A 26,362-nucleotide genomic window follows, 5' to 3' on the forward strand; every position below is an offset into this window, starting at 1 on the left:
CGGCGGAGACCACCACGGTGTGGGACACCCCGGGGGTGTTGTCCACGAAATTGGTGATCAGCCAGTTCAGGTTCTGTGCGGCCTGGCTCATCTGATTCAACTCAACGCTCCTGGTGATCTGCGCCGTTGCCGTCGGTCCGGCCACCGAAACTATCGAATCCGGGCTGCTGGGCACCATGCTGGAAGCCCGGCGGGTTGGACTGTTCGGCCCCGGCCCGGCGGCCCTGCTGGATGCCGCGGCGCAGGTTGGTCAGCCGGCCGCGGACCTCCTCGGGGGCCCGGGAGACCTGCGGACCGGTCAGCGGCGAGGCCTCGGCGGTGCCGGAGACCAGGTTGGCCTGCGGGGTCCGCCGGGGGAGACCGGACATGGTCACACCGCTGGTGGAGGGCTCGCGGATCTGCTCGGCGCGGCGCCAGCGCTCGTCGTTCGCGGACGGGCGCCACGGGGCGTCGCCGGGGCCCGGCTGCTGCGGCTGCTCGGGCTGCTGCTGAGCCTGCGGGGCCTGGGCCTGCGGGGCCTGTGCCTGCCGGGCCTGCGGCTCCGACGGCTGGGCGTCCGGCGCGGAGGTGCCGGGTCGACGCGGCTGGTACGGCCGCGGCCGCGCCTGCTGCTGGCCGGCCTCGGCCGGACGGCCCTCCTGCGGGTGCCACGGCTGGCCGGTCGCGCCCTCGGACGGGCCGGTCGGCAGGGCCATCGGCTCCGGACGGGCCTGCTCCTGGCGCACCGGCTCCGGGCGGGCCTGCTCCTGCCGGACCGGCTCCGGGCGCGCCGGGTTCGACACGCTCGGCAGCACCGGCTCCACCAGGCCGAGGCCCAGCGGGTCACGCGGGTCGATCTGGCTGGCCTCGAAGCGCGGCCTGGCGAACTGCTGGGTGCTCTCCATCGGCGACGACTCGGCCGGCGGCAGCGGCTGGGCCTGCTGCTGCGGGGGCAGCTGCGGCTGACGGTCGCGTTGCGGCGCGTCCGGGCCGGGGCGCTGGGGGCGGCGCGGACCCTGCGGACCCTGGGGACCCTGAGGGCCCTGGGGACCCTGGGGACCCTGAGGGCCCTGCGGACCGGGCTGGCCGGGGCCGCCCTGGCCCTGCGGGGCCGGCCGACGCTGCGGCAGGCCGTCCTGCGGACGGTTGCCGGGGCGGGCACCCTGCTGCTGCGGTCCGCCCGGTCCGCCCGGTCGGCCCGGCCGACCGTGCTGCGGCTGCTCGCCGGTCCGGGGGCCCGGACCGCCGTCGAACTCGCCACCCGGGCGCGGCCGTTCCTGGCCGGGGCGGCCCGGAGCGGGCTGCTGCTGGCCACGGCGGGGCAGGCCGCCGAGGCCGCCCTGGGCCGGGCCGGGCCGGTTCGGGCCGCCGCGCTGCGGCAGGCCGCCCGGCGGGGACTGCTGCGGCTGCTGGCCCGGCTGGCCCGGACCCTGCTGGCCCGGCTGGCCCGGACCCTGGGGCTGGGGCCGCTGGCCCGGCTGGCCCGGCCGGCCCTGCTGCTTCGGGCCCTGCTGCTTCGGCTGGGTCGGACCCTGCTGGCCCGGCTGGCCCGGCTGGGCCGGTATCTCGCGCAGCGACTGGCCGGCCTGGCGGGTCGGCAGACCGCCGGCCCGGCCGCCGGGCGCGGCCGGCGCACCCGCGCCGGTCGGGGCACCGGGGCCGGTCGGAGCGGCCGGGCCGCCCTGGCCGAGCTGCGGGCGGCCACCCTGCGGGGCGCCGCCGGCCGGGCCCTGACCGAGCGCGGCCGGGCCGCCCTGGCCGGGCGGCACCTGGCGCTGCTGGCGCGGCGTCGGGGTGACCCCGCGCTGCTGCTTGGCCTGCGCCGGACCGGTCCGGGCGGCGCCGCGGCGGTCGGCGGAGTTGGTGACGTCCACCGGGAGCATGACGAGTGCGGTGGTGCCGCCGGAGTCGCTGGGGCGCAGCTGGATGCGGATGCCGTGTCGCAGGGACAGGCGGCCGACCACGAACAGGCCCATGCGGCGGGAGACCGAGACGTCCACCGTCGGCGGGTTGGCGAGGCGCTCGTTGATCTCGGCGAGGTCGTCCGGGCTCAGGCCGATGCCGGTGTCGTGGATCTCGACCAGGACGCGGCCGTCCGGCAGCGCGTGGCCGGTGACCCGGACGCGGGTCTGCGGGCTGGAGAACGAGGTGGCGTTCTCCAGCAGCTCGGCGAGCAGGTGGACGAGGTCGTTGACGACGCGGCCGGCGACCTCGGCCGACGGCACGGCGGCGAGCTCGATGCGCTCGTACTGCTCCACCTCGGAGGCGGCGGCGCGGAGCACGTCGACCAGCGGGACGGGCCTGGTCCAGCGGCGGCCCGGGTCCTCACCGGCGAGGACCAGGAGGTTTTCGCCGTTGCGGCGCATACGGGTCGCGAGGTGGTCCAGCTTGAAGAGGTTGGCCAGCTGGTCCGGGTCGGCCTCGCGGCTCTCCAGCTCGGAGATGAGCGACAGCTGGCGCTGGATGAGGCCCTGGCTGCGGCGCGAGAGGTTGGTGAACATCGCGTTGATGTTGCCGCGCAGGAGGGCCTGCTCGGCGGCGAGGCGGACGGCCTCGCTGTGCACCATGTCGAAGGCGTGCGCCACGTGGCCGATCTCGTCGGTGGAGTCGACGGCCACCGGTTCGACCGTGGTGTCGACGTCGTGCGGGTCGCTCTCGGAGAGGGTCTTGACCAGCTCGGGCAGGCGGCGCTCGGCGACGTCCTCGGCCGCGGCCTGCAGGCGGGTCAGCGAGCGCACCATCGAGCGGGCGATCAGACCGGCGCCACCGAGGGCGACGAGCAGCACCAGGGCGACGGCGGCACCGATGATGATGGCCTCGGTGTCGGTCTGGGACTGCAGGTCCTGGGCCTTGCCGTCGAGGTCCTCGATGAGCTTGGACTCGATCCGGCGCTCGGCGGTGATCTTGGCGCTGGCCTTCTCGTACCAGTCCTTGTAGGTCACCGGGTCGGTCTGGTGGATGCCGCTCTGCTGGAGGATCGAGCGCGCGTAGCGGTCGGCGTCGGCGACCACCGAGTTGTAGCTGAGCTGGCCGCGCAGGTTGTCCAGGTCGTGCGCGGTGTAGATGTTGTTGAAGCTGGTGAGCGCGTTGTCGTAGGAGGCGCGCAGGCGGATGCCGAAGGACTCGTCGCTCGCGCTGAGGTCGGGGCCCTTGGGGTTGGCGAGTGCGGCGCTGATCAGGGCGCGCTGCTGCGAGGTGGCGTCCTTGGCCAGCGAGAACTGCTGGAGCGCGCGGGTCGCGACGACCAGGTCCTTGTTGTTCGAGGCGAGCGCGATGTCCTGGCTGATGGACAGCAGGTCGCGGATGATCACGTCGTAGGCGGTGATCGTCGACTGGATGTTCTGGTTGTTCTGGTACGGCGTGTTGCGCGCGTCCGAGATCGAGTTCAGGTCCTTGCGGATCTGGAAGAGCAGCGCCTTGCCGCCGGAGAGTTCGAGGTTCTCGAACTTGTCCGAGGACGCGGTGAAGGTGCGGCTGAGGTCGTCGGTGTCCTTGCGGGCGGTGACGATGTCGTCGTCGAGCGGGGCGTTGGGGCGCGCGGTGATCGGGCCCGCGCTGATGTCCCGTTCCTTCTGCAGGGCGTCCGCGAGGTTGGTCGCCTTCTTGGCGAGGTCGGACAGGTTGGCCATCTGGGCGAGTTGCTGCGAGGCCTGCATCGAGGTCTGGATCCGCAGGCCACCGAGGACCAGGGAGACCAGGACGGGGAGGGCGAGCAGGGCGATCAGACGGGTGCGGATGCGCCAGTTGCGCATCGCGAGCCGGCTCAGACCGGTGGCCCGCCGCCTGGTCAGGGTCGTCCGGAGCTTGTCCCGGGTGGACTTGCGCTCCTGGCCGTCGTCTTCCGGGAGGCCGGGGCCCTCGGGCGTCACCGGCTCGGCCGGGCCTCCAAGGGCCGCCGCCTGCTGGGGGGCTGCCACAGGCTCAGGCGACTCCGGGTTACCCGCGGCGCCGCTACCCCTTTTGAAACGTCCCTGCACTGGCGTCGCAACCTCTGGACCGGGCGTCCCGCCGCGTCGCCGCGGACCGGACGGTGTCGAGTTTCCTTCCGCTACCCGGCCGGTCCGGGTGAGCGGGTCGCCGGGGTGGACTTCTCCCTACCCACGGTCCGTGGCATTCCAGCACAGCCGGGGAATCCCAACAAGGGCCGCCAGGACACGCCGGGCGGCGCTACCGACCGCGTGCGCGACCTCACGGACTGTGCAGCATTCGGACCGGAATACCGCCTTTTTCGGACACTCGCCGGATACATGCCAACCCGACCCGAGATCGAAAAGAGTCACAGACCTTCCGGAATGCCCGTTATCGGAGATATGCCGGTAAATTCCGTTGCGGCGATATGTCGGATATCTGCGATTCCCTCGTGAATTTGTGAGCAAAATCACAGTCTAATGTGTAGCTTTGGTCACGGCCTCTGTGGAATGAGATCTCGTAACCTGGCTGTCTCCGGAGCACGGCCCCGATCAGCCTGCCCAGAACCCCTCCGAATCATTCGGAATCACACAGGTCGGTGCCGATCCGTTCGCGATCCGCCGGCCGCGACCACGAGGTGCTCTCGATGTCCCAGGCGAAGAAGGCCACCAAGTCCACGCTGCCCAGCCGCTCCACGGCGAACCCGCGCCGGACGACGCTGGCCTCGGTCGCGGACTTCAGCGCGATCCCGGGCGCCCGCAAGTCCGAGGACGTCGTCACCTACGCCACCGAGCTGCCGGCCAGCACCGCCAACCCGCGCCGCACCCAGCTGATGGTCGCCCCGGTGGCCGCCGTCCCGCAGGACTGACCCGACCGCGCTGCGACAGGGCGCCACGGCCGCGCAGCAAGGGCGGCCGCGGCGCCCTGCGGCGTTCCCGGGCCCCGTCCGCAGCGTCCGGCCCAACCGCGCTGAACAGGGGCAAAGCGGTCAGCCGGGGCCCCACGCGATAGCCTGGACGACGATTGACGGGGCCGCGCCCACCGTGGGCGGGGCGCCCACCAGCGCCCGGGCGCGCCCCGGGCGGTCGACGAAGCGAGGGGTAGCCCAGCCGTGCGCATTGCCAGGTTTTCCGTCCGGGAGGGGAGCCCTGCCGCCGGCAGCGTCTCCTTCGGCGTGGTCGAGGGCGACCCGTCCCAGCCCGACTCGCTGGTCGTCCACGCGCTGGCCGGCCACCCGTTCGGCCAGCCCCAGCCCACCGGCGAGAGCTACCGGTTCCAGGACGTCCGGCTGCTCAGCCCGATGCTCCCCAACAAGATCGTGGCGGTCGGCCGCAACTACGCGGCGCACGCGGCCGAGCTGGGCAACGACGTCCCGGACGTCCCGCTCACCTTCTTCAAGCCGTCCACCTCGGTGATCGGCCCGACCGAGAACATCGCGTACCCGCCGTTCTCCTCGGACGTCCAGCACGAGGCCGAACTCGCCGTGGTGATCGGCAGGATGTGCCGCGAGGTGCCGCTGGACCGGGTGCCCGAGGTGATCCTCGGCTACACCTGCGCCAACGACGTCACCGCCCGGGACGTGCAGAAGCGGGAAGGCCAGTGGGCCCGGGCCAAGGGCTTCGACACCTCCTGCCCGCTGGGCCCGTGGATCGAGACCGACCTGGACCCGGCCGACCTCGCCGTCACCTGCACGGTCAACGGCGAGCTCCGGCAGGCGGGCCGCACCTCCCAGCTGGTCCGTTCGGTCGCCGAGTTGGTCGTCCACATCTCCGAGGCCATGACGTTGCTGCCCGGCGACGTCATCCTCACCGGCACGCCCGCAGGGGTGGGCCCGCTCAACGTCGGCGACGAGGTCGCCGTCTCCATCGAAGGCATCGGCACTCTCACCAACAAGGTGATCAAGCGTGGCTAACACTGACCCGGCCGTCCGGGTTCGCTTCTGTCCGTCCCCGACCGGGAACCCCCACGTGGGCCTGGTCCGCACGGCCCTCTTCAACTGGGCCTACGCCCGCCACAACGGCGGCACGCTGGTCTTCCGGATCGAGGACACCGACTCGGCCCGCGACTCCGAGGAGTCGTACGGCCAGCTGCTCGACGCCATGCGCTGGCTCGGCTTCGACTGGGACGAGGGCCCGGAGGTCGGCGGCCCGCACGAGCCGTACCGCCAGTCCCAGCGGATGGACATCTACGCCGACGTCGCCCGCCGCCTGCACGAGGCCGGCCACGCCTACCACTGCTACTGCAGCACCGAGGAGCTGGACGCCCGCCGCGAGGCCGCCCGCGCGGCCGGCAAGCCCTCCGGCTACGACGGCCACTGCCGCGAGCTGACGGACGAGCAGGTCGCCGTCTACAAGCTGGAGAAGCGCGAGCCGATCCTGCGCTTCCGGATGCCCGACCGCACCATCAGCTTCGACGACCTGGTGCGCGGCACGCTCACCTTCGAGCCGGAGAACGTGCCCGACTACGGCATCGTCCGGGCCAACGGCGCCCCGCTGTACACCCTGGTCAACCCGGTGGACGACGCCCTGATGGGCATCACCCACGTGCTGCGCGGCGAGGACCTGCTCTCCTCCACCCCGCGACAGGTCGCGCTGTACGCCGCGCTCGCCGAGATCGGCGTCGGCGACGGCACCACCCCGCGCTTCGGCCACCTGCCGTACGTGATGGGCGAGGGCAACAAGAAGCTCTCCAAGCGCGACCCGCAGGCCTCGCTCAACCTGTACCGCGAGCGCGGCTTCATCCCCGAGGGCCTGCTCAACTACCTGTCCCTGCTGGGCTGGTCGCTCGCCGACGACCGTGACCTCTTCAGCATCGACGAGATGGTCGCCGCCTTCGACATCGCCAAGGTGAACGCCAACCCGGCCCGCTTCGACCTGAAGAAGTGCGAGGCGATCAACGCCGAGCACGTCCGCAAGCTGGCCCCGGAGGACTTCGTCCGCCGCCTGGTGCCGTACCTGCAGGCCCCCGGCCTGCTGCCGGCCGAGCCGACCGCCGAGCAGCTGGACCTGCTCGCCAAGATCGCGCCGCTCACCCAGGAGCGGATGGTCGTGCTGAGCGAGATCGTGAACATGGCCGGCTTCCTGTTCGTCGACTCGGCCGACTTCACCGTCGACCCGGACGACGCCGCCAAGGCCCTGACCGCGGACGCCCGCCCGGTGCTGGAGGCCAGCATCAAGGCGCTGGAGGCGCTCGCGGACTTCAGCCCGGAGCCGATCCAGGCCGCGCTGCGCGAGGCGCTGGTGGACGGGCTGGGCATCAAGCCCAAGTTCGCGTTCACGCCGCTGCGGGTGGCCGTCACCGGCCGCCGGGTCTCGCCGCCGCTGTTCGAGTCGATGGAGCTGCTCGGGCGCCCCGAGACGCTGCGCCGGCTGAACTCCGCCCTGGACGCCCTGCCGGTCGCCTGAGCGGGTCGCCGAGCAGGCCGCGGGCCCGGCCTCGTGCCGGGCCCGCGGCGTACCCGGACGTCACCGGACGGCCGCCCGGCCGCTGCCTGGGGTTATCGATTTTGGAGCCGGGGCAGACGTCGGGTAATGTTCTTTCTGCGCCGCCCGGGAGGGAACGAGCGAGGGAGCGAAACCCCCGCCGGTCCGAACGAGGGGCGCAACGCCTGAGAGGATCCCGACAGGGGTTCAACTCTGGTGGGGTATGGTGTAATTGGCAGCACGAGTGATTCTGGTTCATTTAGTCTAGGTTCGAGTCCTGGTACCCCAGCGCAGTACAAGCAGTACAACAACAGATCAAGCCCCCGTTGTGTAGCGGCCTAGCACGCTGCCCTCTCACGGCAGTAGCGCCGGTTCGAATCCGGTCGGGGGTACTGATCCCGCAAGGGATCACCTGGAAAGCCCCCGTTGTGTAGCGGCCTAGCACGCTGCCCTCTCACGGCAGTAGCGCCGGTTCGAATCCGGTCGGGGGTACTGATCCCGCAAGGGATCGCCAGTAAGCCCCCGTTGTGTAGCGGCCTAGCACGCTGCCCTCTCACGGCAGTAGCGCCGGTTCGAATCCGGTCGGGGGTACTTCAGAGCAGGAAGCCGGTGGGTGACTCCCATCGGCCCTTGCTTTGTGTTGGGGTATGGTGTAATTGGCAGCACGAGTGATTCTGGTTCACTTAGTCTAGGTTCGAGTCCTGGTACCCCAGCCAGAAATTCAAGGCCCCGGTTCCCGGGGTCTTTTTTGCATTTCCCGGTGGAATCGGCGCGGGCCGGCCGGAAATGCCCGAGGGGCCCCGTCCGGTCGGACGGGGCCCCTCTCGGTGCTGCGGGATCGATCAGCCGCGGCGCAGGGCCTCGGTGAGCCGGTTCGCGGCCTCGATGATGGCCTGGGCGTGCAGCCGGCCCGGGTGACGGGTCAGGCGCTCGATCGGGCCGGAGACGGAGACGGCGGCCACCACCCGGTTGGAGGGGCCGCGCACGGGCGCGGAGACGGACGCGACGCCCGGCTCCCGCTCGCCGATCGACTGGGCCCAGCCGCGCCGCCGGACGCCACTCAGTGCGGTGGCGGTGAAGCGGGCGCCCTGGAGGCCGCGGTGCAGCCGCTCGGGCTCCTCCCAGGCCAGCAGGACCTGGGCGGCCGAGCCGGCCTTCATCGGCAGGGTGCTGCCGACCGGGACGGTGTCCCGCAGACCGGAGAGCCGCTCGGCGGCGGCGACGCAGATCCGCATCTCGCCCTGACGGCGGTAGAGCTGTGCGCTCTCGCCGGTGACGTCGCGCAGGTGGGTCAGGACCGGGCCCGCGGTGGCGAGCAGCCGGTCCTCGCCCGCCGCGGCGGAGAGTTCGGAGAGCCGGGGGCCGAGGATGAAACGCCCCTGCATGTCCCTGGTGACGAGACGGTGGTGTTCGAGTGCGACGGCGAGTCGGTGGGCCGTGGGGCGCGCCAGACCGGTGGCGGCGACCAGCCCCGCCAACGTGGCGGGGCCCGACTCCAGTGCGCTGAGCACCAGAGCGGCCTTGTCGAGAACGCCGACGCCGCTAGAGTTGTCCATGCCCTAAGACTGCAGTCTCATTCCGCGAGACGCAAGTTCAATCTTCGGCGAAAAGCGCCACTCTGGAAGCAGCAGCCCGGGAGACATCCAGGATCGGACCTCAACAGAGTGTCCGCATCGTGGACAGCGATCCGGCGTGCAGGTCGTGCGGACGTGCCCGGCACAGGGCGGCGGAAGCTTCGACCTCGACGACACGAGAAGGCCGGCAACGCGGCCGGCTGGAGGGAATCCGATGGGACGGACACTCGCAGAGAAGGTCTGGGACGACCACGTCGTGCGGCGCGCGGAGGGAGAGCCCGATCTGCTCTTCATCGACCTGCACCTGCTCCACGAGGTGACCAGCCCGCAGGCCTTCGACGGGCTGCGGTTGGCGGGGCGCCCGGTGCGCCGCACCGATCTGACGATCGCCACCGAGGACCACAACACGCCCACCCTGGACATCGACAAGCCGATCGCCGACCCGGTGTCCAAGGTGCAGCTGGAGACGCTGCGCCGCAACGCCGCCGAGTTCGGCGTCCGGATCCACTCGCTCGGCGACGTCGAGCAGGGCGTCGTGCACGTGGTCGGCCCGCAGCTGGGCCTGACCCAGCCCGGCATGACCGTGGTCTGCGGCGACTCCCACACCTCGACCCACGGCGCCTTCGGCGCACTGGCGTTCGGCATCGGCACCAGCCAGGTCGAGCACGTGCTGGCGACCCAGACGCTGCCGCTGGCGCCGTTCCGGACCATGGCCGTCACGGTCGAGGGCGAACTGCCGCATGGCGTCACGGCCAAGGACCTGATCCTGGCCGTCATCACCAAGATCGGCACCGGCGGCGGCCAGGGCTACGTCCTGGAGTACCGCGGTTCGGCGATCCGTGGCCTGTCCATGGAGGCCCGGATGACCATCTGCAACATGTCCATCGAGGCCGGCGCCCGGGCGGGCATGATCGCCCCGGACGAGACCACCTTCGCCTACCTCAAGGACCGTCCGCACGCCCCGCAGGGCGAGGACTGGGACGCCGCCGTCGCGTACTGGCGGACCCTGGGCACCGACGAGGACGCGGTCTTCGACCACGAGATCTTCATCGACGCGGCCGAGCTGACCCCGTTCGTCACCTGGGGCACCAACCCCGGCCAGGGCGCCCCGTTGGGCGCCAACGTGCCGGACCCGGCCTCCTTCGCCGACCCGCAGGAGCGCGCGTCCGCCGAGAACGCCCTCGCCTACATGGGCCTGGAGGCCGGCACCCCGTTGCGCGAGGTCAAGGTCGACGCCGTCTTCGTCGGCTCCTGCACCAACGGCCGGATCGAGGACCTGCGCGCCGCCGCCGCCGTCGTGGAGGGCCGCCGGATCGCTGACGGCGTGCGGATGCTGGTCGTCCCCGGCTCGGTCCGGGTCTCCCTGCAGGCCGTGGAGGAGGGTCTGGACAAGGTGTTCACCGCGGCGGGCGCCGAATGGCGCCACGCGGGCTGCTCGATGTGCTTGGGCATGAACCCCGACCAGCTCGCCCCCGGCGAGCGCTGCGCCTCCACCTCGAACCGCAACTTCGAGGGCCGGCAGGGCAAGGGCGGCCGCACCCACCTGGTCTCCCCGCAGGTCGCCGCCGCGACCGCCGTCCTGGGCCGTCTGGCCGCACCGTCCGACCTGACCAGCACCGTGGCTGTGGAGGCCTGAGAACCATGGAGAAGTTCACCACCCACACCGGCCGGGCCGTTCCGCTGCGGCGCTCGAACGTGGACACCGACCAGATCATCCCGGCCCACTGGCTCAAGAAGGTCACCCGTTCCGGTTTCGAGGGCGGGCTGTTCGAGGCCTGGCGCAAGGACGAGTCGTTCATCCTCAACCGGCCCGAGCGGCAGGGCGCCACGGTCCTGGTGGCCGGCCCCGAGTTCGGCACCGGCTCCTCGCGCGAGCACGCCGTCTGGGCGCTGCAGAACTACGGCTTCCACGCGGTCATCTCGTCCCGCTTCGCCGACATCTTCCGTGGGAATTCCCTGAAGAACGGACTGCTGACGGTCGTCCTGCCGCAGGAGACCGTGGAACGGCTCTGGGCGCTCACCGAGAGTGACCCTTCGGTCGAGATCACCGTTGACCTGGAGGCCCGCGAAGTGCGTGCCGAAGGCATCACGGCCTCCTTCGAACTGGACGACAACGTCCGGTGGCGGCTGCTCAACGGGCTGGACGACATCAGCATCACACTGCGGAACGAGGCCGACATCGCGGCCTTCGAAGCGACCCGCCCGGCCTTCAAGCCCCGTACTCTGCCGGTTGCCTGAGATCCCTTCAGAACAAGCATTCTGACGATCCGCCGGATGGCCCGGCTCCCCTTCGGGGGGGCCGGGCCATCCGGCGTTCCGGAGCACGAGTTAGCGGCGCGGCCCACCCCGGATTGCCCATTTGGCTTTGCCCGAGAGGGCCCCGCGCAAGTACAACTGCGGGTAGATGGCACAATCAGTACATGCACCGGCACCATGAACCTCCGTACGCGGGCGGCGAACCCGCGGCTCCGGAGTCCGTGGGCCGGGGAGCCGAACGCCGAATTGACGATCGGCCGGACGTCACCTCCGCACCAGCTGAGGGGCCGGACGACCAGGAAGTCGCAGCGCTCTACGCGCTTGTGGCCGAGCGGTTGAAGCAAGCTCACGCCCGCGTGCATGCGCTGAACGTGTCTGCCGATGCAAAGACCGCTCTCTCCCGTCAACTCCTCATCGTCACCGAGACCGCCAAGCGCGATCTTCCGGAGGCGGCAAGGCGGTTGAGTCGCTTTGTACATGACCTCGACGAGGGGCGCCCGCCCGTCGACTGAGGTCGCCGACGCGCAAATCCATTGCGACACTAGGGTGATTCGCGCGTTTGGTAATTGAAAGTCCGCAGATACATACCTAACGTGCGAAAAGAACGGATGGAATCATCCGGCGCCCGTTTCCGAAGGGGAAGACGTGAACAAGGCTCAGCTTGTCGAAGCGGTGGCCGAGCAGCTGGGCGGTCGCAAGGCTGCCGCAGAGGCCGTCGACGCAGTGCTCGACACCATGGTCCGTGCCGTTGTGGCCGGTGACCGGGTTTCGGTCACCGGTTTCGGCACCTTCGAGAAGGTGGAGCGCTCCGCGCGCTTCGCCCGCAACCCGCAGACCGGCGAGAAGGTCAAGGTCAAGAAGACCTCGGTGCCCCGCTTCCGTCCCGGCCAGGGCTTCAAGGACCTGGTCAGCGGCAGCAAGAAGCTGCCGAAGGAAGGCCCCTCGGTGAAGAAGGCCCCCAAGGGCTCCCTCACCCCGGGCAAGAGCGGCGTCGCCGCCACCCCGGCCGCCAAGCGTGCCGCCACCAAGCGTGCCGCCACGGCCGCCGCCGCCGCTCCGGCCGCCAAGAAGGCCGCCGCCAAGAAGGCGACCACCACGGCTGCCGCCAAGAAGACCACGGCCACCGCCGCGAAGAAGGCGACCGCCACCAAGACGGCCGCCGCCGCCAAGAAGGCGACCACCACCGCCGCCGCGAAGAAGACCACCGCGACCGCGACCAAGAAGACGGCCGCCGCCGCCAAGAAGGCGACCACCACCGCCGCCGCGAAGAAGACCACCGCGACCGCCAAGAAGGCGACCGCCACGGCCAAGAAGACGGCTCCGGCGAAGAAGACCGCCACCCGCAAGACCACCGCGCGCAAGACCTCTGCCAAGTAGTCCCGCGCAGCGGTCCTCGGACGGCCTTCGGCAAAGAGCCGCGGCACCCCCCTCCGTGAATTGCGGAGACCGGGTCGCCGCGGCTCTTTCGATTTCCGGGCGCTTAGTCAACATTCGACGGCGGACGGCGGCCACGGCGCGGGTACGCGGAGGCGGGCGTGCGGAAGGCGGGCAGGACCGACGGGCAGGACCAGCGGGGGAGGGTCAGCCCTCGGCCGGGTCGGGGAAGGTCTGCAGCGTCACGAAGACCACCCGGCGGGCCTCGCCGGAGCCCTCGGTGCGGATCCGCACCCGCTGGCCGGGCCGCAGCAGCCGCAGACCGCCGGCGTCGAAGGCGGCCGCGTCGAACGGCACCGGGGTCCCGTCGTCGAGCAGCACGGAGCCGGCCCGGGTGGCGGGGTCGAAGGTGAACGCGGTGGCCTGCATGCCAGCAGCATAGCGAGCGGTCCGCAGCGGACGGGCGCCGTCCCGCGGGGTGCCGGTCAGCCCCGTCCCAGGCGGGCGAACAGGGTGCTGGTGTACGGGCCGAGGCCGAGCACCGCGGCCTCGCCGAGGTCCGCGCCGGTGTCGACGTCCCGGCGCACCGACTCCACGTCCGCCAGGCGCAGTTCGAGCGCCCCGCCGGCCGCGTGCCGGGCCCGCGAGCCGTCCCCGAAGGCGGGGGCGAGCGGGCGGCCGGGGGTGCAGGCGAGCAGTGTGGTGCCCAGGCCGGGGGAGTCCGGCAGGAAGGCCCGGCCGGCCGGCGGCACCGCGCCCAGCACCCGGGCCAGTTCGACCGGGCGCAGGGCCGGCAGATCCGCCGAGAGGGCGGCCAGCGGCGAGCGCGGGGCGAGCGACCGGGCGGCCGAGGCGCCGTGTGCCAGCGCCTCGTTGAGGCCCCCGCCGGGTTCGTCGGCGACCACGACCGCGCCCAGCGCCGCCAGCCGGTCGCCGGCCGACGCGTCCCGGGTGACCACCAGGACGCGGGCGACGCCCGGGGTGGCCAGCGCGGCGGTGACGGTGTCCAGCGCGAAGGACAGCGCGAGGTCCGCCCGGTGCGGCCCGGCGTACGGGGCCAGTCGGCTCTTCGCGAGGGCGAGCGGCTTGAGCGGCAGCACCAGCGACCAGTCGGCGGTGGGTGCGGGGGGCGCGACGGGCCCGCTGGGGCGTACGGTGTCCTGGGTCATCGGCGTCATTGTGTCGCCGGTCCCGGAGCCCTCGCCAGGCCGTCCGAACTGTGCGGACGTGCGTTTGATCACGCCTGCCGGGCGGGTTGGCGCGGTCGCTCGACAGCCGGTGAGCAGCCGGGCGACACTGTTCCGCGCCCGTGACCCGGGCACCGGTCGGGTACCGGTGCGCGGCGCCGGGAGGCTATGACGCGGCACCCCACGTGCCGCATGGGATGAGGAGGACCTGGGGTGGCCCGCCGCTCGTACGCCAAGTTCGGCAACGCCGACTACGGCATCTGGTACCGCTTCGCGGCCGTGCTGGTGAAGCCGGTGACGACCGCCCTGGTGAAGCCCGACTGGCGGGGCTGGGAGCACCTTCCGACGGAAGGCGGCTTCATCGCCGCGGTGAATCACAATTCGATCATCGACCCGGTGATCTACGCGCACTGGCAGTACAACAGTGGCCGTCCGCCGCGGATTCTCGGCAAGTCCTCGCTGTTCTCGATTCCCTTCATCGGATTCATGCTGCGCAAGACCGGTCAGATTCCGGTCTTCCGCGAGTCCACCGACGCCGCGCAGGCGTTCCGGGCCGCGATCGACGCGATCAACGACGGCCAGTGCGTGCAGTTCTACCCGGAGGGCACGCTCACCCGGGACCCGGACCTGTGGCCGATGACCGGCAAGAGCGGGGTCGCCCGGGTCGCGCTGATGACCGGCGCGCCGGTCGTCCCGGTCGCGCACTGGGGAGCGCACGAGATCATCCCGCCGTACGGCCGGCCCGGTTACGGCCGGGGCAAGTTCAACCTCTTCCCGCGCCACAGGGTCACGGTGGCCGCCGGGCCCCCGGTGGACCTGAGCCGCTACCAGGGCCAGGAGCTCACCGCCCAGGTGCTCAACGACGCGACCGAGGACATCATGAAGGCGATCACCGCGGTGCTGGCCGGCATCCGCGGCGAGGAGCCGCCCGCCGAGCGCTACGACATGCGCAAGGCGGCCCGGAGCCGGGCCGCCGCGGCCGCCGCCGAACGCCGGCGCGCCAAGGGCGGCAACGACGAGGAGGTCGGCCGGTGACCCGCTGCGCCGTGATGGGGACCGGTTCCTGGGGCACCGCCTTCGCGATGGTGCTGGCCGACGCCGGCAGCGAGGTGGTCCTGTGGGCCCGCCGCCAGGAACTCGTCGACGCCATCAACACCACGCACGAGAACCCGGACTACCTGCCGGGCGTACGGCTGCCGGGCTCCGTCCGGGCCACCACCGACGCCGCCGAGGCGCTGGCCGGCGCCGACTTCGCGGTCCTGGTGGTGCCCTCGCAGACGCTGCGCGACAACCTGGCCGCCTGGACGCCGCTGATCGAGCCGCAGACCGTGCTGGTGAGCCTGATGAAGGGCATCGAACTCGGCACCGCCAAGCGGATGAGCGAGGTGATCGACGAGGTCACCAAGGTCGGCCCGGAGCGCGTCGCGGTGGTCAGCGGGCCCAACCTGGCCCGGGAGATCGCCAACCGGCAGCCCGCCGCCAGCGTGGTCGCCTGCGCGGACGAGGCGGTCGCCAAGCGGCTCCAGGCGGCCTGCCACACGCCGTACTTCCGCCCGTACACCAACACCGACGTGGTGGGCTGCGAGCTCGGCGGCGCGGTCAAGAACGTGATCGGCCTGGCGGTCGGCATGGCGGCCGGCATGGGCCTCGGCGACAACACCAAGGCGACCCTGATCACCCGTGGGCTGGCCGAGACCACCCGGCTCGGCGAGGTGCTCGGCGCCGACCCGCACACCTTCGCCGGGCTCGCCGGGATGGGCGACCTGGTCGCCACCTGCTCCTCGCCGCTGTCGCGCAACAACACCTTCGGCATGAACCTGGGCCGGGGCATGTCGCTCGCGGAGACCATCGCGGCCACCCGGCAGACCGCGGAGGGCGTCAAGTCCTGCGAGTCGGTGCTCGACCTGGCCCGGCGCAACGGGGTCGACATGCCGATCGTCGAGGCGGTGGTGGACGTCGTGCACAACGGCCGGCCGACGCAGGAGGCGCTGCAGGCCCTGATGTCCCGTTCGGCCAAGGCCGAACGGCGCTGAGGCGGTGCGTCCGGGGCGGCTGACACCCCGGAAACACGTCGCACGGTAGTCTCAAACCCGATATGAGCATCGAACAGTCCTCCCCGAACCCGTCCGCTGCGAAGCCGCGCGTCGCGCTGGTCTTCGGCGGACGCAGCTCCGAACACGGCGTCTCGGTGGTCACCGCCGGCAGTGTGCTCAAGGCGATCGACCGCGAGAAGTACGAGGTGCTCCCGATCGGGATCACCCCCGAGGGCCGCTGGGCGCTGGTCAGCGACGAGCCGGCCCGGATGGCCATCACCGACGGCCGGATGCCGGACGTCCCGGGTGTCGCCGAGTCCGTGGACGGGCAGGTCGCGCTGCCGGTCGCCCCGGGCGACCGGGAAGTGGTCCTGAGCGAGCCGGGAAGCGCCCCCAAGGCCCTCGGCGAGGTCGACGTGGTGTTCCCGCTGCTGCACGGCCCCTGGGGCGAGGACGGCACCCTGCAGGGCCTGCTGGAGCTGTCCGGCGTGCCGTACGTCGGCAACGGCGTGCTCTCCAGCGCGGTCGGCATGGACAAGGAGTTCACCAAGCGGATCCTGGCCTCGCACGGCCTGGGCGTCGGCCGGTACACCATCGTGCGGCCGCGCGACTGGGAGACCGAGGACGGCCGCGCCGCGGTGCGCGAGCGGGCCGCCGAACTCGGCCTGCCGCTGTTCGTGAAGCCCTGCCGGGCCGGCTCCAGCATGGGCATCACCAAGGTCAAGGACCTGGCCGACCTCGACACCGCGATCGAGGAGGCTCGCCGGCACGACCCCAAGCTGATCATCGAGGCCGGCGTGACCGGCCGCGAGATCGAGTGCGGCGTGCTGGAGTTCGAGGACGGCCCGCGGGCCAGCCTCCCGGCCGAGGTGCTGGTCGGCGACGGCTTCGACTTCTACGACTTCGAGGCCAAGTACATCGACTCCTCCGAGGTGCAGATCCCGGCGAAGCTCGACGACGAGCAGACCGCCGAGATCCGCCGCCAGGCGGTGGCCGCGTTCGAGGCGCTCGGCTGCGAGGGCCTGGCCCGGGTGGACTTCTTCCTGCTGGAGGACGGCACCTGGATGGTCAACGAGATCAACACGATGCCCGGCTTCACCCCGATCTCGGCCTACCCGAAGATGTGGGAGGCCACCGGGCTGTCCTACCCGGAGCTGATCGACCGGCTGCTCCGGACGGCGCTGAGCCGCTCGACCGGCCTGCGGTAGCGGGTCCGGCGCCGGCTGTCTTCGACGGCAGCGGTCCCGACGGCAGGGGCTTCGACGACGGAGGGCGGGCCGGGGGCTACCCGGCCCGCCCTCGCGGCGTCTCCCGGCCGTCAGCCCGGGATGGTGGCCTTCACCGCGCCGGTGAGGGCGGCGGCCGGGTCGAACGGGTTGGCCGCGGCCCCGGCCGGGACGGTCACCTCGACGTAGGCGGCGCGCATGGTCGTCACGAAGCGGTAGCCGCCGTCGCTGAGCTTCTGCGACCACCAGGTGACGTCGTCCACGGTCGGCGACCAGTCCTTGGCGTGCTCGCCGTCCAGCGCCTCCGGGCGGTCGACGCCGCAGCGCAGCACCGTGCGGGGCGTGCTGTCCCACGCGGCGACGTACGGCGAGGCGGGCGACGGGTCCTTGCGGGCGTGCCCGAGCAGCTCCTGCGGCAGGGCCGCCGCCAGCGCCCGGCAGTACCCGGCCGCCTTGCCGCCCGGCTGCGGGGCCGCGACCCGGTCGTCGGCGGAGCCCCAACTGCCGAGCAGCACCACGACCGTGCAGGTCAGCGCGAGCGGCAGGGCCAGCCAGCGGATCGGGGCCGGCAGGGCCGCCAGGGCCCTGGGGACGCGGAGTTCGATAGCCACCCACCGATGGTATGCGGGCCCTACAGGTGGACCACCGGACAGGTGAGGGTACGGGTGATGCCCTCGACCTGCTGGACCCTGGCCACCACCAGGCGGCCCAGGTCGTCCACGGTGTCGGCCTCGGCCCGGACGATCACGTCGTACGGGCCGGTGACGTCCTCGGCCCGGAGGACGCCGGGAATCTCGGAGATCGACTGGGCCACTGCGGTGGCCTTGCCGACCTCGGTCTGGATCAGGATGTATGCCTGTACCACGGGGACCTCCGGCGGCCGGTTACGGGGATCGCCGCCGTGATCGCCCGGTCAGGCGTCGGGGTGGGAACGGGCTCACCGGCAGTCTGATCACCACGCTACCCCGGGGTGGGCCGGGGAGGGGAGACCCCGGGCCCTCCGAAGGGCGTACGCTGCGCGCGGGGGCGCGACGGGGACGAGTTCAGATGGAAACGCGAGAGGACGGCAGATGCAGGGGACCGTGGGCGAGCTCGGCGAGTTCGGTCTCATCAGGGAGCTGACCGCCCGGGTGCCGCTCACCGACGCGGTGGACCTCGGCCCGGGTGACGACGCCGCGGTGGTGAAGGCGCCGGACGGCCGGGTGGTGGCCACCACGGACGTCCTGATCGAGAACCGGCACTTCCGTCGGGACTGGTCCACCGCCTACGACGTGGGCCGCAAGGCCGCCGCCCAGAACCTCGCCGACGTGGCCGCGATGGGTGCGGTGCCGACCGCGATACTGCTCGGCCTGGTCGCCCCCGCCGACCTGCCCACCACCTGGGCCACCGAGCTGATGGACGGGCTGCGCGACGAGTGCCAGGTGGCCGGGGCGACGGTGGTCGGCGGCGACGTGGTGCGCGGCGACACCGTCACGCTGGCCATCACGGCGCTCGGGGACCTCCAGGGGCGCGCGCCGGTGACGCGCTCCGGCGCGCAGGTCGGCGACGTGATCGCGGTGACCGGCTGGCTCGGCTGGTCGGCCGCCGGACTGACCGTGCTGCAGCGCGGCTTCCGCTCCCCGCGCGCCTTCGTCGAGGCGCACCGCCGGCCCGAGCCGCCGTACCACGCGGGCCCGGCCGGCGCGGAGTTGGGCGCGACCTCGATGATCGACGTGAGTGACGGGCTGGTCGCCGACCTCGGCCACGTGGCCCGGGCCAGCGAGGTGGACATCGACCTGAAGGCCGCCGACTTCGACGTCCCGGCGCAGATGGCCGACATCGGGCAGGCGGTCGGGGTGGACCCGCTGGTGTGGGTGCTGTCCGGCGGCGAGGACCACGCGATCGTGGCGACCTTCCCGCGCGGGGTCCAACTCCCGGCCCGCTGGCGGGTGGTGGGCGAGGTGACCGGCCGCCCCCGGGGCAGCCGCAGCGGCCGGGTGACGGTGGACGGCGCGCCCTGGGACCGGGTCGGCGGCTGGGACCACTTCGCCGAGTGAGGGCCGGCCCCGCCGATTGTCGTACGGCGCGCGGCGGATGACGCCCGGACGACGGTGCGGCGCGTGACGCTCCCGACGTGCGGCGCACGGCTTCGCGGGCCCGTTGTGCGTAGGCTGGCGACGACCGAGCCCGCCCGCCGTCCGGTGCGGGTGGTCTGAACCACTGCGAGCGGGAGCGCACCAGCCATGCGTATCGGTGTACTGACCAGCGGCGGCGACTGCCCCGGCCTCAACGCGGTGATCCGCTCCGTGGTGCACCGGGGAACGGACGTGCACGGCGACGAGATCGTCGGGATCCTGGACGGCTTCCTCGGCCTGATCGAGGGCCGCACCCGGCCGGTCTCGCACGACGACGTCACCGGCCTGCTCACCCTCGGCGGCACCGTCCTGGGCTCCGCCCGGGTGCAGCGCGAGCGGATCGCCTGGGCGGTGGAGAACGCCAAGACGCTGGCCCGGGACATCGGCATCGACGCGCTGATCGCGATCGGCGGCGAGGGGACGCTGACCGCCGCCAGGCTGTTCAGCGACGCCGGGCTTCCGGTGGTCGGGGTGCCCAAGACCATCGACAACGACATCGACGCCACCGACGTCACCTTCGGCTTCGACACCGCGGTGCACGTCGCGACCGAGGCGATCGACCGGCTCAAGACCACCGCCGAGTCCCACCAGCGCGTCATGGTGGTCGAGTTGATGGGCCGTCACACCGGCTGGATCACCCTCACCGCGGGCATGGCCGGCGGCGCGCACGGCATCCTCATCCCGGAGAAGCCCTTCGACATCGAGGCGGTGGCCCGGATGGTCGAGGACCGCTTCGACCGCGGCAAGAAGTTCGCCATCATCGCCGTCGCCGAGGGCGCCGCCCCGCTGCCGGGCACCATGCGCTTCGACCACGGCGACGTCGACCAGTACGGCCACCGGACCTTCGGCGGGATCGGCAACCGGCTCGCCCACGAGCTGGAGAACCTGCTCGGCAAGGAGGCCCGCCCGGTCATCCTCGGCCACACCCAGCGCGGCGGCACCCCGACCGCCCGGGACCGCGTGCTCGCCACCCGCTTCGGCTGGCACGCCGTCGAGGCCGTCCACCGGGGCGCGTTCGGCCACTTCACCGCGCTGCGCCGGACCGAGATCGAACTGGTGCCGATCGCCGACGCGGTGACCAGGCTGAAGACGGTGCCGGAGGACCGCTGGGTGGAGTCCGAGGCCGTGCTCTGAACCACCGCAGGTAGGTTGACCCCATGGTCCACCCGTCTCCCACCCCCGCCCCCGGCCGGCCCGTCCCGCCCGGCCCCTCGTCCGCCCCGCCGCGGGTGCTCACGATCGCCGGCTCCGACTCCGGCGGCGGCGCCGGCATCCAGGCCGACCTCAAGGCGATGCTCGCCCTCGGCGTCCACGGCATGAGCGTGATCACCGCCGTCACCGCGCAGAACTCGCTAGGTGTCCAGGGCTACTGGGAACTGCCCGCCGAGGCCGTCCGGGCGCAGTTCCGCAGTGTGGTCGACGACATCGGGGTGCAGGCCGTGAAGACCGGCATGCTCGCGTCGATCGAACTGGTCGAGACCGTCTCCGACCTGCTCGCCGGAGTGTCCGCCCCGGTGGTCGTCGACCCGGTCGGCGTCTCCAAGCACGGGGACGCCCTGCTGGCCGCCGAGGCCGTCGCCACCGTCCGCGAGCGGCTGCTGCCGGTCGCCACCCTGGCCACCCCCAACCTGCACGAGGTGACGCAACTCACCGGCCGGACGGTCGAGAACGAGGGGCAGATGCTGGACGCCGCCAAGGCGCTGCTCGACCTCGGGCCGCGCTGGGCGCTGGTCAAGGGCGGCCACCTGGAGGGCGAGGCCGCCGACCTGCTCTACGGCGGGCCCGGCGAGGTGCACTGGTACCGGGCGCCGCGCTACGACAACCGGCACACCCACGGCACCGGTTGCACCCTGGCCAGCGCGATCGCGGCCGGGCTGGCCAAGGGCGAGTCGCTGCCGGAGGCGGTCGGCTCGGCCAAGGAGTACGTCACCGGCGCGATCGCCGGGGGCTTCGCGCTCGGTGCCGGGATCGGCCCGGTCGACCACGCCTGGCGCTGGCGCTGACCCGGACGGTGGGCGGGTCAGCGGGCCCGCCCACCCGCGGGAACTCCCGGGAGCGGAGGGAACGCCCCGGCCGGAGAACGAGAACAGTGAAGCCGGTTCATCCGAGGATGAACCGGCTTCACTGGAGGACCGGCATGCCGGTCTGCGCGTCAGCGCGAGACCTTACCGGCCTTGATGCACGAGGTGCAGACGTTGAGCCGCTTCGGCGTCCGCCCAATCACAGCGCGCACCGTCTGAATGTTGGGGTTCCAACGACGGGGGGTACGGCGGTGCGAGTGGGAGATGCTGTTGCCGAAGCCCGGCCCCTTGCCGCAGACGTCGCAGTTGGCAGCCACAGGAGTCACTCCAAGACTTCAGATCATTTACGTTCGACAACCCCGCTGGACCAGCGGAGCACTCGCGTGAACCGGACCGGGCCGAAGGGTGAGCCCGGATTGTTCCAGGCAACCGGAAGAGCATACAACGCTTGCTCCGGTTCAACGAAACTACCATGACCGGCCGGGTGATCGCTCCGGTCGCCGGTCCCGGTGACCCTCCCCGGCCCCCGATAACCTGCCGGTATCACCCCTCGCCGTTCACTCTCAGGCCATCGCGGCGTCCCATCCGGAGGAGACCTGGTGCTGCACACGCTCGACGCCCCGGCCGTGCGCACCTGGTGCCAGCTCGCCCTGCGCGCGCTCGGCCAGGCCCGCGAGGAGATCGACGCGCTCAACGTCTATCCCGTCCCGGACGGCGACACCGGCACCAACCTCTACCTGACCGTCGAGTCCGCCGCCGCCGAGGTGGAGAGCCGCTTCGCCGACCCCGCCGCCGAGCCGGCCCCCGGCCTGGCCGACACGATCCGGGCGATGGCCCGCGGCGCGCTGGTCGGCGCCCGCGGCAACTCCGGCGTGATCCTCGCCCAGTGGCTGCGCGGCACCGCCGAGATGCTCGCCGAGGGCGGCGGCGCCGACCAGCTGCGGGCCGCCCTGCAGCGGGCCGCCGACTCCGCCTACCAGGCCGTCGCGGAGCCCGTCGAGGGCACCCTGCTGACCGTCGCCAGGGTCGCCGCCCGGGAGGCCGTCCGGGCCGGGGACGGGCTCGCGCAGGTCGCCGACACCGCCTACCGGGCCGCCCGGGACGCGCTGCGGCACACCCCCGAACAGCTCGCCGTGCTGGCCGAGAACGGGGTGGTGGACGCCGGCGGGCGCGGGCTGGTCGCCGTCCTCGGCGCGCTCGCCGACGCCGTCGCCGGGCAGCAGCCGATGGGCCCGGTCGCGCTGCGCGGCGACCTCCGGGCCGTCGAGAGCTGCGAGGTGCACGTCCGGCCGCCCGGCCCCGGCCACCCCGCCTTCGAGGTCATCTACCTGCTCGACGCACCCGACGAGGCCCTGCCCGCGCTGCGCGGGCGGCTCGGCGCGCTCGGCGACTCGCTGGTGATCGGCGGCGGCGACGGCCTGTGGAACGTGCACGTCCACGTGGACGACGCGGGCGCCGCCGTGGAGGCCGGGGTCGAGGCCGGGCGCCCGCACCAGATCCGGATCACGCACTTCGCCGAGGCCGCCGCCCGGGCCGGCCGCGCCGCCGAGCGCGGCGAACGCGAGGAGCGGGCCCGCGCGGTGCTCTCCGTGGTGTCCGGCGGGGGCCTGGCCGAACTGTGCGAGCAGGCCGGCGCCGTCGCCCTGCACGCCGACCCGGACCGCCCGCCGGCCAGCGCCGAACTCGCCGCGGCCGTCCGCCGCTCGGCCGCCCGCGAGGTCGTCCTGCTGCTCAACGACCCCGAGCTGCGCGCCGCCGCCGGAGCCGCCGCCGACCAGCTGCGCGAGGAGGGCGTACGGATCGCCGTGCTGCCCACCCGCTCGCCGGTGCAGGGACTGGCGGCGCTCGCGGTGCACGAGGGCGGCCGCCGCTTCGACGAGGACGTGGTCGCCATGACCTCCGCGGCCGGTGCCACCCGGTACGCCGAACTCGCCGTCGCCGAGGGGGAGTCCTGGACGATGGCCGGGGTCTGCCAGGCCGGCGACGTGCTCGGCCTGATCGACGGCGACGTCGCGGTGATCGGCGCCGGACTGGCCGAGGTCGGGGCGAGCGTGCTGGACCGGATGCTCGGCGCGGGCGGCGAACTCGTCACCCTGGTCCTCGGCGAGGGCGCCGACGAGGCGCTCGCCGACCGCCTGGTGGCACACGCCCGGCACCGGCGGCCCGAGGTCGACGCGGTGGTCTTCCACGGCGGCCAGGAGTCCGCGCCGCTGCTCATCGGGGTGGAGTGAGCCGACCGGCGCGAGGCCCGGATTGTCGGTCCCGTGGTGTAAACAGGGGGCTGATGGGCGCTCTCGACGAACCACTGACCAAGCTCGTCGGCGACCGCACCGCGAAGGTGCTCGCCGACAGCCTCAAGCTGCGCACGGTCGGGGACCTGCTGCACCACTACCCGCGCCGCTACGTCGAACGCGGCCAGCTCACCAGCCTGGACGAGCTGGAGATCGACGAGCACGTCACCGTGCTGGCGCGGATCGAGAAGGTCACCCTGATCCCGTTCCGCGGCCGCAAGGGCGACCGGCTGGAGGTCGTCGTCACCGACGGCCGCAGCCGGCTCTCACTGGTGTTCTTCAACCAGGGCTGGCGGCAGAAGGAGCTCAGGGCCGGCGCCCAGGGTCTGTTCGCGGGCAAGGTCGGGGTCTTCAACCGCAGCCGCCAACTGGTCTCGCCGGACTACCAACTGCTCGACGAGGAGGCCGGGTCGGACGCCGCCCGGCAGTTCGCCGGCCGGCTCATCCCGGTCTACGGCGCCAGCGCGCAGATGCCCAGCTGGAAGCTGTCGATCTGCATCGAGACGGCCCTCACCAAGCACCTGGGCGACGTCGGCGAACCGCTGCCCGCCGAGCTGCGCGAGCGGCACGAGCTGATCCCGCTGCCCGAGGCGCTGGAGCTGATCCACCGCCCGCGCAGCCAGGCCGACCGCGAGCGCGCCCAGAGCCGGCTGCGCTGGGACGAGGCCTTCGTCCTCCAGGTCGCCCTGGCCCAGCGCCGGGCCGCCGAGTCCGCGCTGCCCGCCGTCCCGCGCCGGGCCCGGGAGGGTGGCCTGCTGGACGCCTTCGACGCCCGGCTGCCGTTCACCCTCACCAAGGGCCAGCAGAAGGTGTCCGCCGAGATCGCGGCCGACCTGGCGAGCGAGCACCCGATGCACCGGCTGCTCCAGGGCGAGGTCGGCTCCGGCAAGACGCTCGTCGCGCTGCGCGCCATGCTCGCCGTGGTCGACGCGGGCGGGCAGGCCGTGCTGCTCGCACCCACCGAGGTGCTGGCCCAGCAGCACCACCGCTCGATCGTCGAGATGATGGGCGACCTGGCGGAGGGCGGTCTGCTCGGCGGTTCCGAACTCGGCACCCGGGTGGTGCTGCTGACCGGCTCGATGGGTGTCCCGGCGCGCCGCCAGGCGCTGCTCGACATGGCCTGCGGCGACGCGGGCATCGCGATCGGCACCCACGCGCTGATCGAGGACAAGGTCCAGTTCCAGGACCTCGGCCTGGTGGTGGTCGACGAGCAGCACCGCTTCGGCGTCGAACAGCGGGACGCGCTGCGCGCCAAGGGCGAGCAGCCGCCGCACCTGCTGGTGATGACCGCCACCCCGATCCCGCGCACCGTCGCGATGACCGTCTTCGGGGACCTGGAGACCTCCGTCCTCGACCAGCTGCCGGCCGGCCGCTCGCCGATCTCCACCCACGTCGTCCCCGCGCTGGAGAAGCCCAACTTCCTCACCCGGGCCTGGGAACGCGTCCGCGAGGAGGTCACCAAGGGCCACCAGGCGTACGTGGTCTGCCCCCGGATCGGGGACGAGGAGCCCGCCGCCGAGCCGAGGAAGAAGCGCCGGGCGGGCGAGGAGGACCTGGAGGACGTCGCTCCCGACGCCGGCGCCGGGAGCGACGAACGGCGGCCCCCGCTCTCGGTGGTGGAGACGGCCGAGAAGCTGGTCACGGGCCCGCTGAGCGGCCTGCGGGTGGAGATCCTGCACGGCCGGCTGGCCCCGGAGGCCAAGGACGAGGTGATGCGCCGGTTCACGGCCGGCGAGGTCGACGTCCTGGTCGCCACCACCGTCATCGAGGTCGGCGTCAACGTCCCCAACTCCACCGCGATGGTCATCATGGACGCCGACCGTTTCGGCGTCTCCCAGCTCCACCAGCTGCGCGGCCGGGTCGGCCGCGGCAGCGCCGCGGGCCTGTGCCTGCTGGTCAGCGACATGCCCGCGGGCAGCGCGGCCCGGGCTCGGCTGGACGCGGTGGCCGGCACCCTGGACGGCTTCGAGCTGTCCCGGATCGACCTCGAACAGCGCCGCGAGGGCGACGTGCTGGGCCAGGCGCAGTCCGGGGTGAAGTCCTCGCTCAAGGTGCTCTCGGTGCTGGAGGACGAGGAGGTCATCCTCACCGCCCGGACGGAGGCCACCCGGCTGGTCGCCGAGGACCGGGAGCTGGCCGCCCACCCGGAGCTGCGCACCGCGCTGGAGAGCCTGCTCGACGAGGACCGCGCGGCCTACATGGAGAAGGGCTGAGCGGGCCGCCGCGGCCCCGGAATTGTCAGACCCCCGCGAGAGAATGAAGGTGTTCAGGGCGCGCCCCCAAGGTGCGTACCTGGCACGACACTTGGGGGTCCTGCCATGGCATTCCGTCATCTCAACGAGCTCCCGCTGGGCGACAAGGTCTTCCGGATCGAACTCGCCAGCGACGACGACCGCGAGGTCACCCTCACCCTGACCGGCTGGCGCGAGGGGGCGGCCGCCCAGCCGCTCGCCTCGGGCAAGCTCCGCCTGCCGGTCGAGGACGTCGCCTCGCTGCGGATCGCGCTCAACCGCGCGCTGCGGGCGCTGGCGATCGTCGCCGATGTCTCCGAGCCCATCCCCGACCGCGACGTGCTGCGCGAGCTGTACCCCGGCCACGGTGCCCCCTGGGTGCCGCAGCACGAGGAGGAGCTGGTCCGGCGCTTCCACGACGGCGAGACCGTCGCCCGGATCGCCGCCCGCTTCGGCCGTACGCCCGACTCCGTCCGCACCAAGCTGCGCGAGCTCGGGCACGACCCGCGCCGCCCCGAGTTCTGCCCGCCCGACGGCTGCCTGTCCTGGTCCCGCTACGCCTCGCCCGCGCTGCTCGGCGCGGCCGTCCCGGCCCAGTCGGCGGGCTCCGAGGCCAGCTGAGCGGGTAGCGGCCGTGGGGCCCCCCCCCCCCCCCCGGGGGGCCCCCCCCCGGCGCCCCCCCCCCCCCCCGGGGGGGCCCCCCCCCCCCGGGGGGGGGGGGGGGGGGGGGGCGCGCCCACAAGAG

At 72.8% G+C, this 26,362-nt stretch carries 23 protein-coding genes, 5 tRNA genes and 1 pseudogene; 21 read left to right on the plus strand and 8 right to left on the minus strand.

Features of this window, described 5'->3' with window-relative positions; all coding sequences use genetic code 11:
* Nucleotides 1–91: pseudogene (locus tag P3T27_RS39740) on the minus strand (roadblock/LC7 domain-containing protein); the annotation flags it as partial.
* Nucleotides 92–101: 10 nt separating this feature from the next.
* Nucleotides 102–3,896: a nitrate- and nitrite sensing domain-containing protein gene (locus P3T27_RS39745; RefSeq protein WP_280686250.1), complete on the minus strand. Its 3,795-nt coding sequence runs from the start codon at nt 3,894–3,896 to the stop codon at nt 102–104.
* Between the two features lie 638 nt (nt 3,897–4,534).
* Between P3T27_RS39745 and P3T27_RS39750 the strand changes: the two genes are divergently transcribed.
* The 8 genes from P3T27_RS39750 (at nt 4,535) to P3T27_RS39785 (ending at nt 8,026) form a co-directional block, all read left to right on the plus strand.
* Nucleotides 4,535–4,756 (plus strand): hypothetical protein, encoded by a 222-nt coding sequence (locus P3T27_RS39750; protein ID WP_280686251.1) that lies wholly within the window; start codon nt 4,535–4,537, stop codon nt 4,754–4,756.
* A 243-nt stretch (nt 4,757–4,999) separates the two neighbouring features.
* On the plus strand, nt 5,000–5,800 hold the full coding sequence (locus P3T27_RS39755) for a fumarylacetoacetate hydrolase family protein (RefSeq protein WP_280686252.1): 801 nt from the start codon (nt 5,000–5,002) through the stop codon (nt 5,798–5,800).
* Nucleotides 5,793–7,292: a glutamate--tRNA ligase gene (gene gltX, locus P3T27_RS39760; RefSeq protein ID WP_280686253.1), complete on the plus strand. Its 1,500-nt coding sequence runs from the start codon at nt 5,793–5,795 to the stop codon at nt 7,290–7,292. The genes P3T27_RS39755 and gltX overlap by 8 nt, the downstream gene beginning before the upstream one ends.
* Before the next feature lie 235 nt (nt 7,293–7,527).
* A tRNA-Gln gene (locus tag P3T27_RS39765) sits at nt 7,528–7,599 on the plus strand.
* Between the two features lie 30 nt (nt 7,600–7,629).
* Nucleotides 7,630–7,702: transfer RNA gene (locus P3T27_RS39770), tRNA-Glu, on the plus strand.
* Nucleotides 7,703–7,729: 27 nt separating this feature from the next.
* Nucleotides 7,730–7,802, plus strand: a tRNA-Glu gene (locus P3T27_RS39775).
* Between the two features lie 26 nt (nt 7,803–7,828).
* Nucleotides 7,829–7,901: transfer RNA gene (locus tag P3T27_RS39780), tRNA-Glu, on the plus strand.
* Between the two features lie 50 nt (nt 7,902–7,951).
* Nucleotides 7,952–8,026 (plus strand) — tRNA-Gln (locus tag P3T27_RS39785).
* A 126-nt stretch (nt 8,027–8,152) separates the two neighbouring features.
* On the opposite strand, the gene ndgR is transcribed toward P3T27_RS39785, so the two are convergent.
* Entirely contained in the window at nt 8,153–8,866 is a 714-nt protein-coding gene (gene ndgR / locus P3T27_RS39790; protein WP_148642806.1) for an IclR family transcriptional regulator NdgR, read from the minus strand.
* A gap of 232 nt (nt 8,867–9,098) precedes the next feature.
* On the opposite strand from ndgR, the gene leuC reads away from it, so the two are divergent.
* The 4 genes from leuC (at nt 9,099) to P3T27_RS39810 (ending at nt 12,517) form a co-directional block, all read left to right on the plus strand.
* Nucleotides 9,099–10,520, plus strand: coding sequence for a 3-isopropylmalate dehydratase large subunit (gene leuC / locus P3T27_RS39795; RefSeq protein WP_280686254.1), 1,422 nt, complete (start codon nt 9,099–9,101; stop codon nt 10,518–10,520).
* 5 nt (nt 10,521–10,525) lie between these two features.
* On the plus strand, nt 10,526–11,122 hold the full coding sequence (gene leuD / locus P3T27_RS39800; RefSeq protein WP_280686255.1) for a 3-isopropylmalate dehydratase small subunit: 597 nt from the start codon (nt 10,526–10,528) through the stop codon (nt 11,120–11,122).
* 341 nt (nt 11,123–11,463) lie between these two features.
* The gene (locus P3T27_RS39805) at nt 11,464–11,652 is read left to right on the plus strand and encodes a hypothetical protein (RefSeq protein WP_280686269.1); all 189 of its coding nucleotides are present in this window, start codon (nt 11,464–11,466) and stop codon (nt 11,650–11,652) included.
* A 133-nt stretch (nt 11,653–11,785) separates the two neighbouring features.
* On the plus strand, nt 11,786–12,517 hold the full coding sequence (locus P3T27_RS39810; protein ID WP_280686256.1) for an HU family DNA-binding protein: 732 nt from the start codon (nt 11,786–11,788) through the stop codon (nt 12,515–12,517).
* Between the two features lie 204 nt (nt 12,518–12,721).
* Here P3T27_RS39810 and P3T27_RS39815 read toward each other — a convergent pair whose 3' ends face one another.
* Together P3T27_RS39815 and cofC are read right to left on the minus strand one after the other, a co-directional pair.
* Entirely contained in the window at nt 12,722–12,943 is a 222-nt protein-coding gene (locus P3T27_RS39815; protein WP_280686257.1) for a hypothetical protein, read from the minus strand.
* A gap of 56 nt (nt 12,944–12,999) precedes the next feature.
* Nucleotides 13,000–13,683 (minus strand): 2-phospho-L-lactate guanylyltransferase, encoded by a 684-nt coding sequence (gene cofC / locus P3T27_RS39820; protein ID WP_280686258.1) that lies wholly within the window; start codon nt 13,681–13,683, stop codon nt 13,000–13,002.
* A 231-nt stretch (nt 13,684–13,914) separates the two neighbouring features.
* Here cofC and P3T27_RS39825 point away from each other — a divergent pair, with 231 nt between their 5' ends.
* The 3 genes from P3T27_RS39825 to P3T27_RS39835 all read left to right on the plus strand — a co-directional run bounded on the left by P3T27_RS39825 (nt 13,915) and on the right by P3T27_RS39835 (nt 16,942).
* Nucleotides 13,915–14,736 (plus strand): lysophospholipid acyltransferase family protein, encoded by an 822-nt coding sequence (locus P3T27_RS39825; protein WP_280686259.1) that lies wholly within the window; start codon nt 13,915–13,917, stop codon nt 14,734–14,736.
* Nucleotides 14,737–14,750: 14 nt separating this feature from the next.
* Nucleotides 14,751–15,734 carry an NAD(P)H-dependent glycerol-3-phosphate dehydrogenase gene (locus P3T27_RS39830; RefSeq protein WP_280686270.1) on the plus strand — a complete coding sequence of 328 codons (984 nt, stop codon included), beginning with the start codon at nt 14,751–14,753 and terminating at the stop codon, nt 15,732–15,734.
* A 62-nt stretch (nt 15,735–15,796) separates the two neighbouring features.
* Complete coding sequence (locus P3T27_RS39835) at nt 15,797–16,942, plus strand: D-alanine--D-alanine ligase family protein (protein WP_280686260.1); 1,146 nt, start codon at nt 15,797–15,799, stop codon at nt 16,940–16,942.
* Nucleotides 16,943–17,052: 110 nt separating this feature from the next.
* Here the strand turns inward: P3T27_RS39835 and P3T27_RS39840 are convergent, their stop codons facing one another.
* Together P3T27_RS39840 and P3T27_RS39845 are read right to left on the minus strand one after the other, a co-directional pair.
* A complete protein-coding gene (locus P3T27_RS39840) occupies nt 17,053–17,571 on the minus strand; it encodes a DUF3515 domain-containing protein (RefSeq protein ID WP_280686261.1) in 519 nt (172 codons plus the stop codon).
* Nucleotides 17,572–17,591: 20 nt separating this feature from the next.
* Complete coding sequence (locus tag P3T27_RS39845) at nt 17,592–17,825, minus strand: Lrp/AsnC ligand binding domain-containing protein (RefSeq protein ID WP_280686262.1); 234 nt, start codon at nt 17,823–17,825, stop codon at nt 17,592–17,594.
* A 205-nt stretch (nt 17,826–18,030) separates the two neighbouring features.
* Between P3T27_RS39845 and P3T27_RS39850 the strand changes: the two genes are divergently transcribed.
* The 3 genes from P3T27_RS39850 (at nt 18,031) to thiD (ending at nt 21,077) form a co-directional block, all read left to right on the plus strand.
* Complete coding sequence (locus P3T27_RS39850) at nt 18,031–18,996, plus strand: thiamine-phosphate kinase (protein WP_280686263.1); 966 nt, start codon at nt 18,031–18,033, stop codon at nt 18,994–18,996.
* Between the two features lie 186 nt (nt 18,997–19,182).
* Nucleotides 19,183–20,208, plus strand: a complete 1,026-nt coding sequence (locus P3T27_RS39855; RefSeq protein ID WP_280686264.1) for a 6-phosphofructokinase — start codon at nt 19,183–19,185, stop codon at nt 20,206–20,208.
* Nucleotides 20,209–20,231: 23 nt separating this feature from the next.
* Nucleotides 20,232–21,077 carry a bifunctional hydroxymethylpyrimidine kinase/phosphomethylpyrimidine kinase gene (gene thiD / locus P3T27_RS39860; protein ID WP_280686265.1) on the plus strand — a complete coding sequence of 282 codons (846 nt, stop codon included), beginning with the start codon at nt 20,232–20,234 and terminating at the stop codon, nt 21,075–21,077.
* A 149-nt stretch (nt 21,078–21,226) separates the two neighbouring features.
* On the opposite strand, the gene rpmB is transcribed toward thiD, so the two are convergent.
* Complete coding sequence (gene rpmB / locus P3T27_RS39865) at nt 21,227–21,412, minus strand: 50S ribosomal protein L28 (RefSeq protein WP_014138233.1); 186 nt, start codon at nt 21,410–21,412, stop codon at nt 21,227–21,229.
* A 282-nt stretch (nt 21,413–21,694) separates the two neighbouring features.
* Here rpmB and P3T27_RS39870 point away from each other — a divergent pair, with 282 nt between their 5' ends.
* The 3 genes from P3T27_RS39870 (at nt 21,695) to P3T27_RS39880 (ending at nt 26,238) form a co-directional block, all read left to right on the plus strand.
* Nucleotides 21,695–23,326: a DAK2 domain-containing protein gene (locus P3T27_RS39870; RefSeq protein ID WP_280686266.1), complete on the plus strand. Its 1,632-nt coding sequence runs from the start codon at nt 21,695–21,697 to the stop codon at nt 23,324–23,326.
* A gap of 53 nt (nt 23,327–23,379) precedes the next feature.
* A complete protein-coding gene (gene recG / locus P3T27_RS39875) occupies nt 23,380–25,599 on the plus strand; it encodes an ATP-dependent DNA helicase RecG (RefSeq protein ID WP_280686267.1) in 2,220 nt (739 codons plus the stop codon).
* A gap of 105 nt (nt 25,600–25,704) precedes the next feature.
* Nucleotides 25,705–26,238 (plus strand): hypothetical protein, encoded by a 534-nt coding sequence (locus P3T27_RS39880; protein WP_280686268.1) that lies wholly within the window; start codon nt 25,705–25,707, stop codon nt 26,236–26,238.
* Nucleotides 26,239–26,362: the final 124 nt, after the last annotated feature.

The organism is Kitasatospora sp. MAA19 (assembly GCF_029894125.1).
In the GTDB taxonomy this organism is placed as follows: Bacteria; Actinomycetota; Actinomycetes; order Streptomycetales; family Streptomycetaceae; genus Kitasatospora.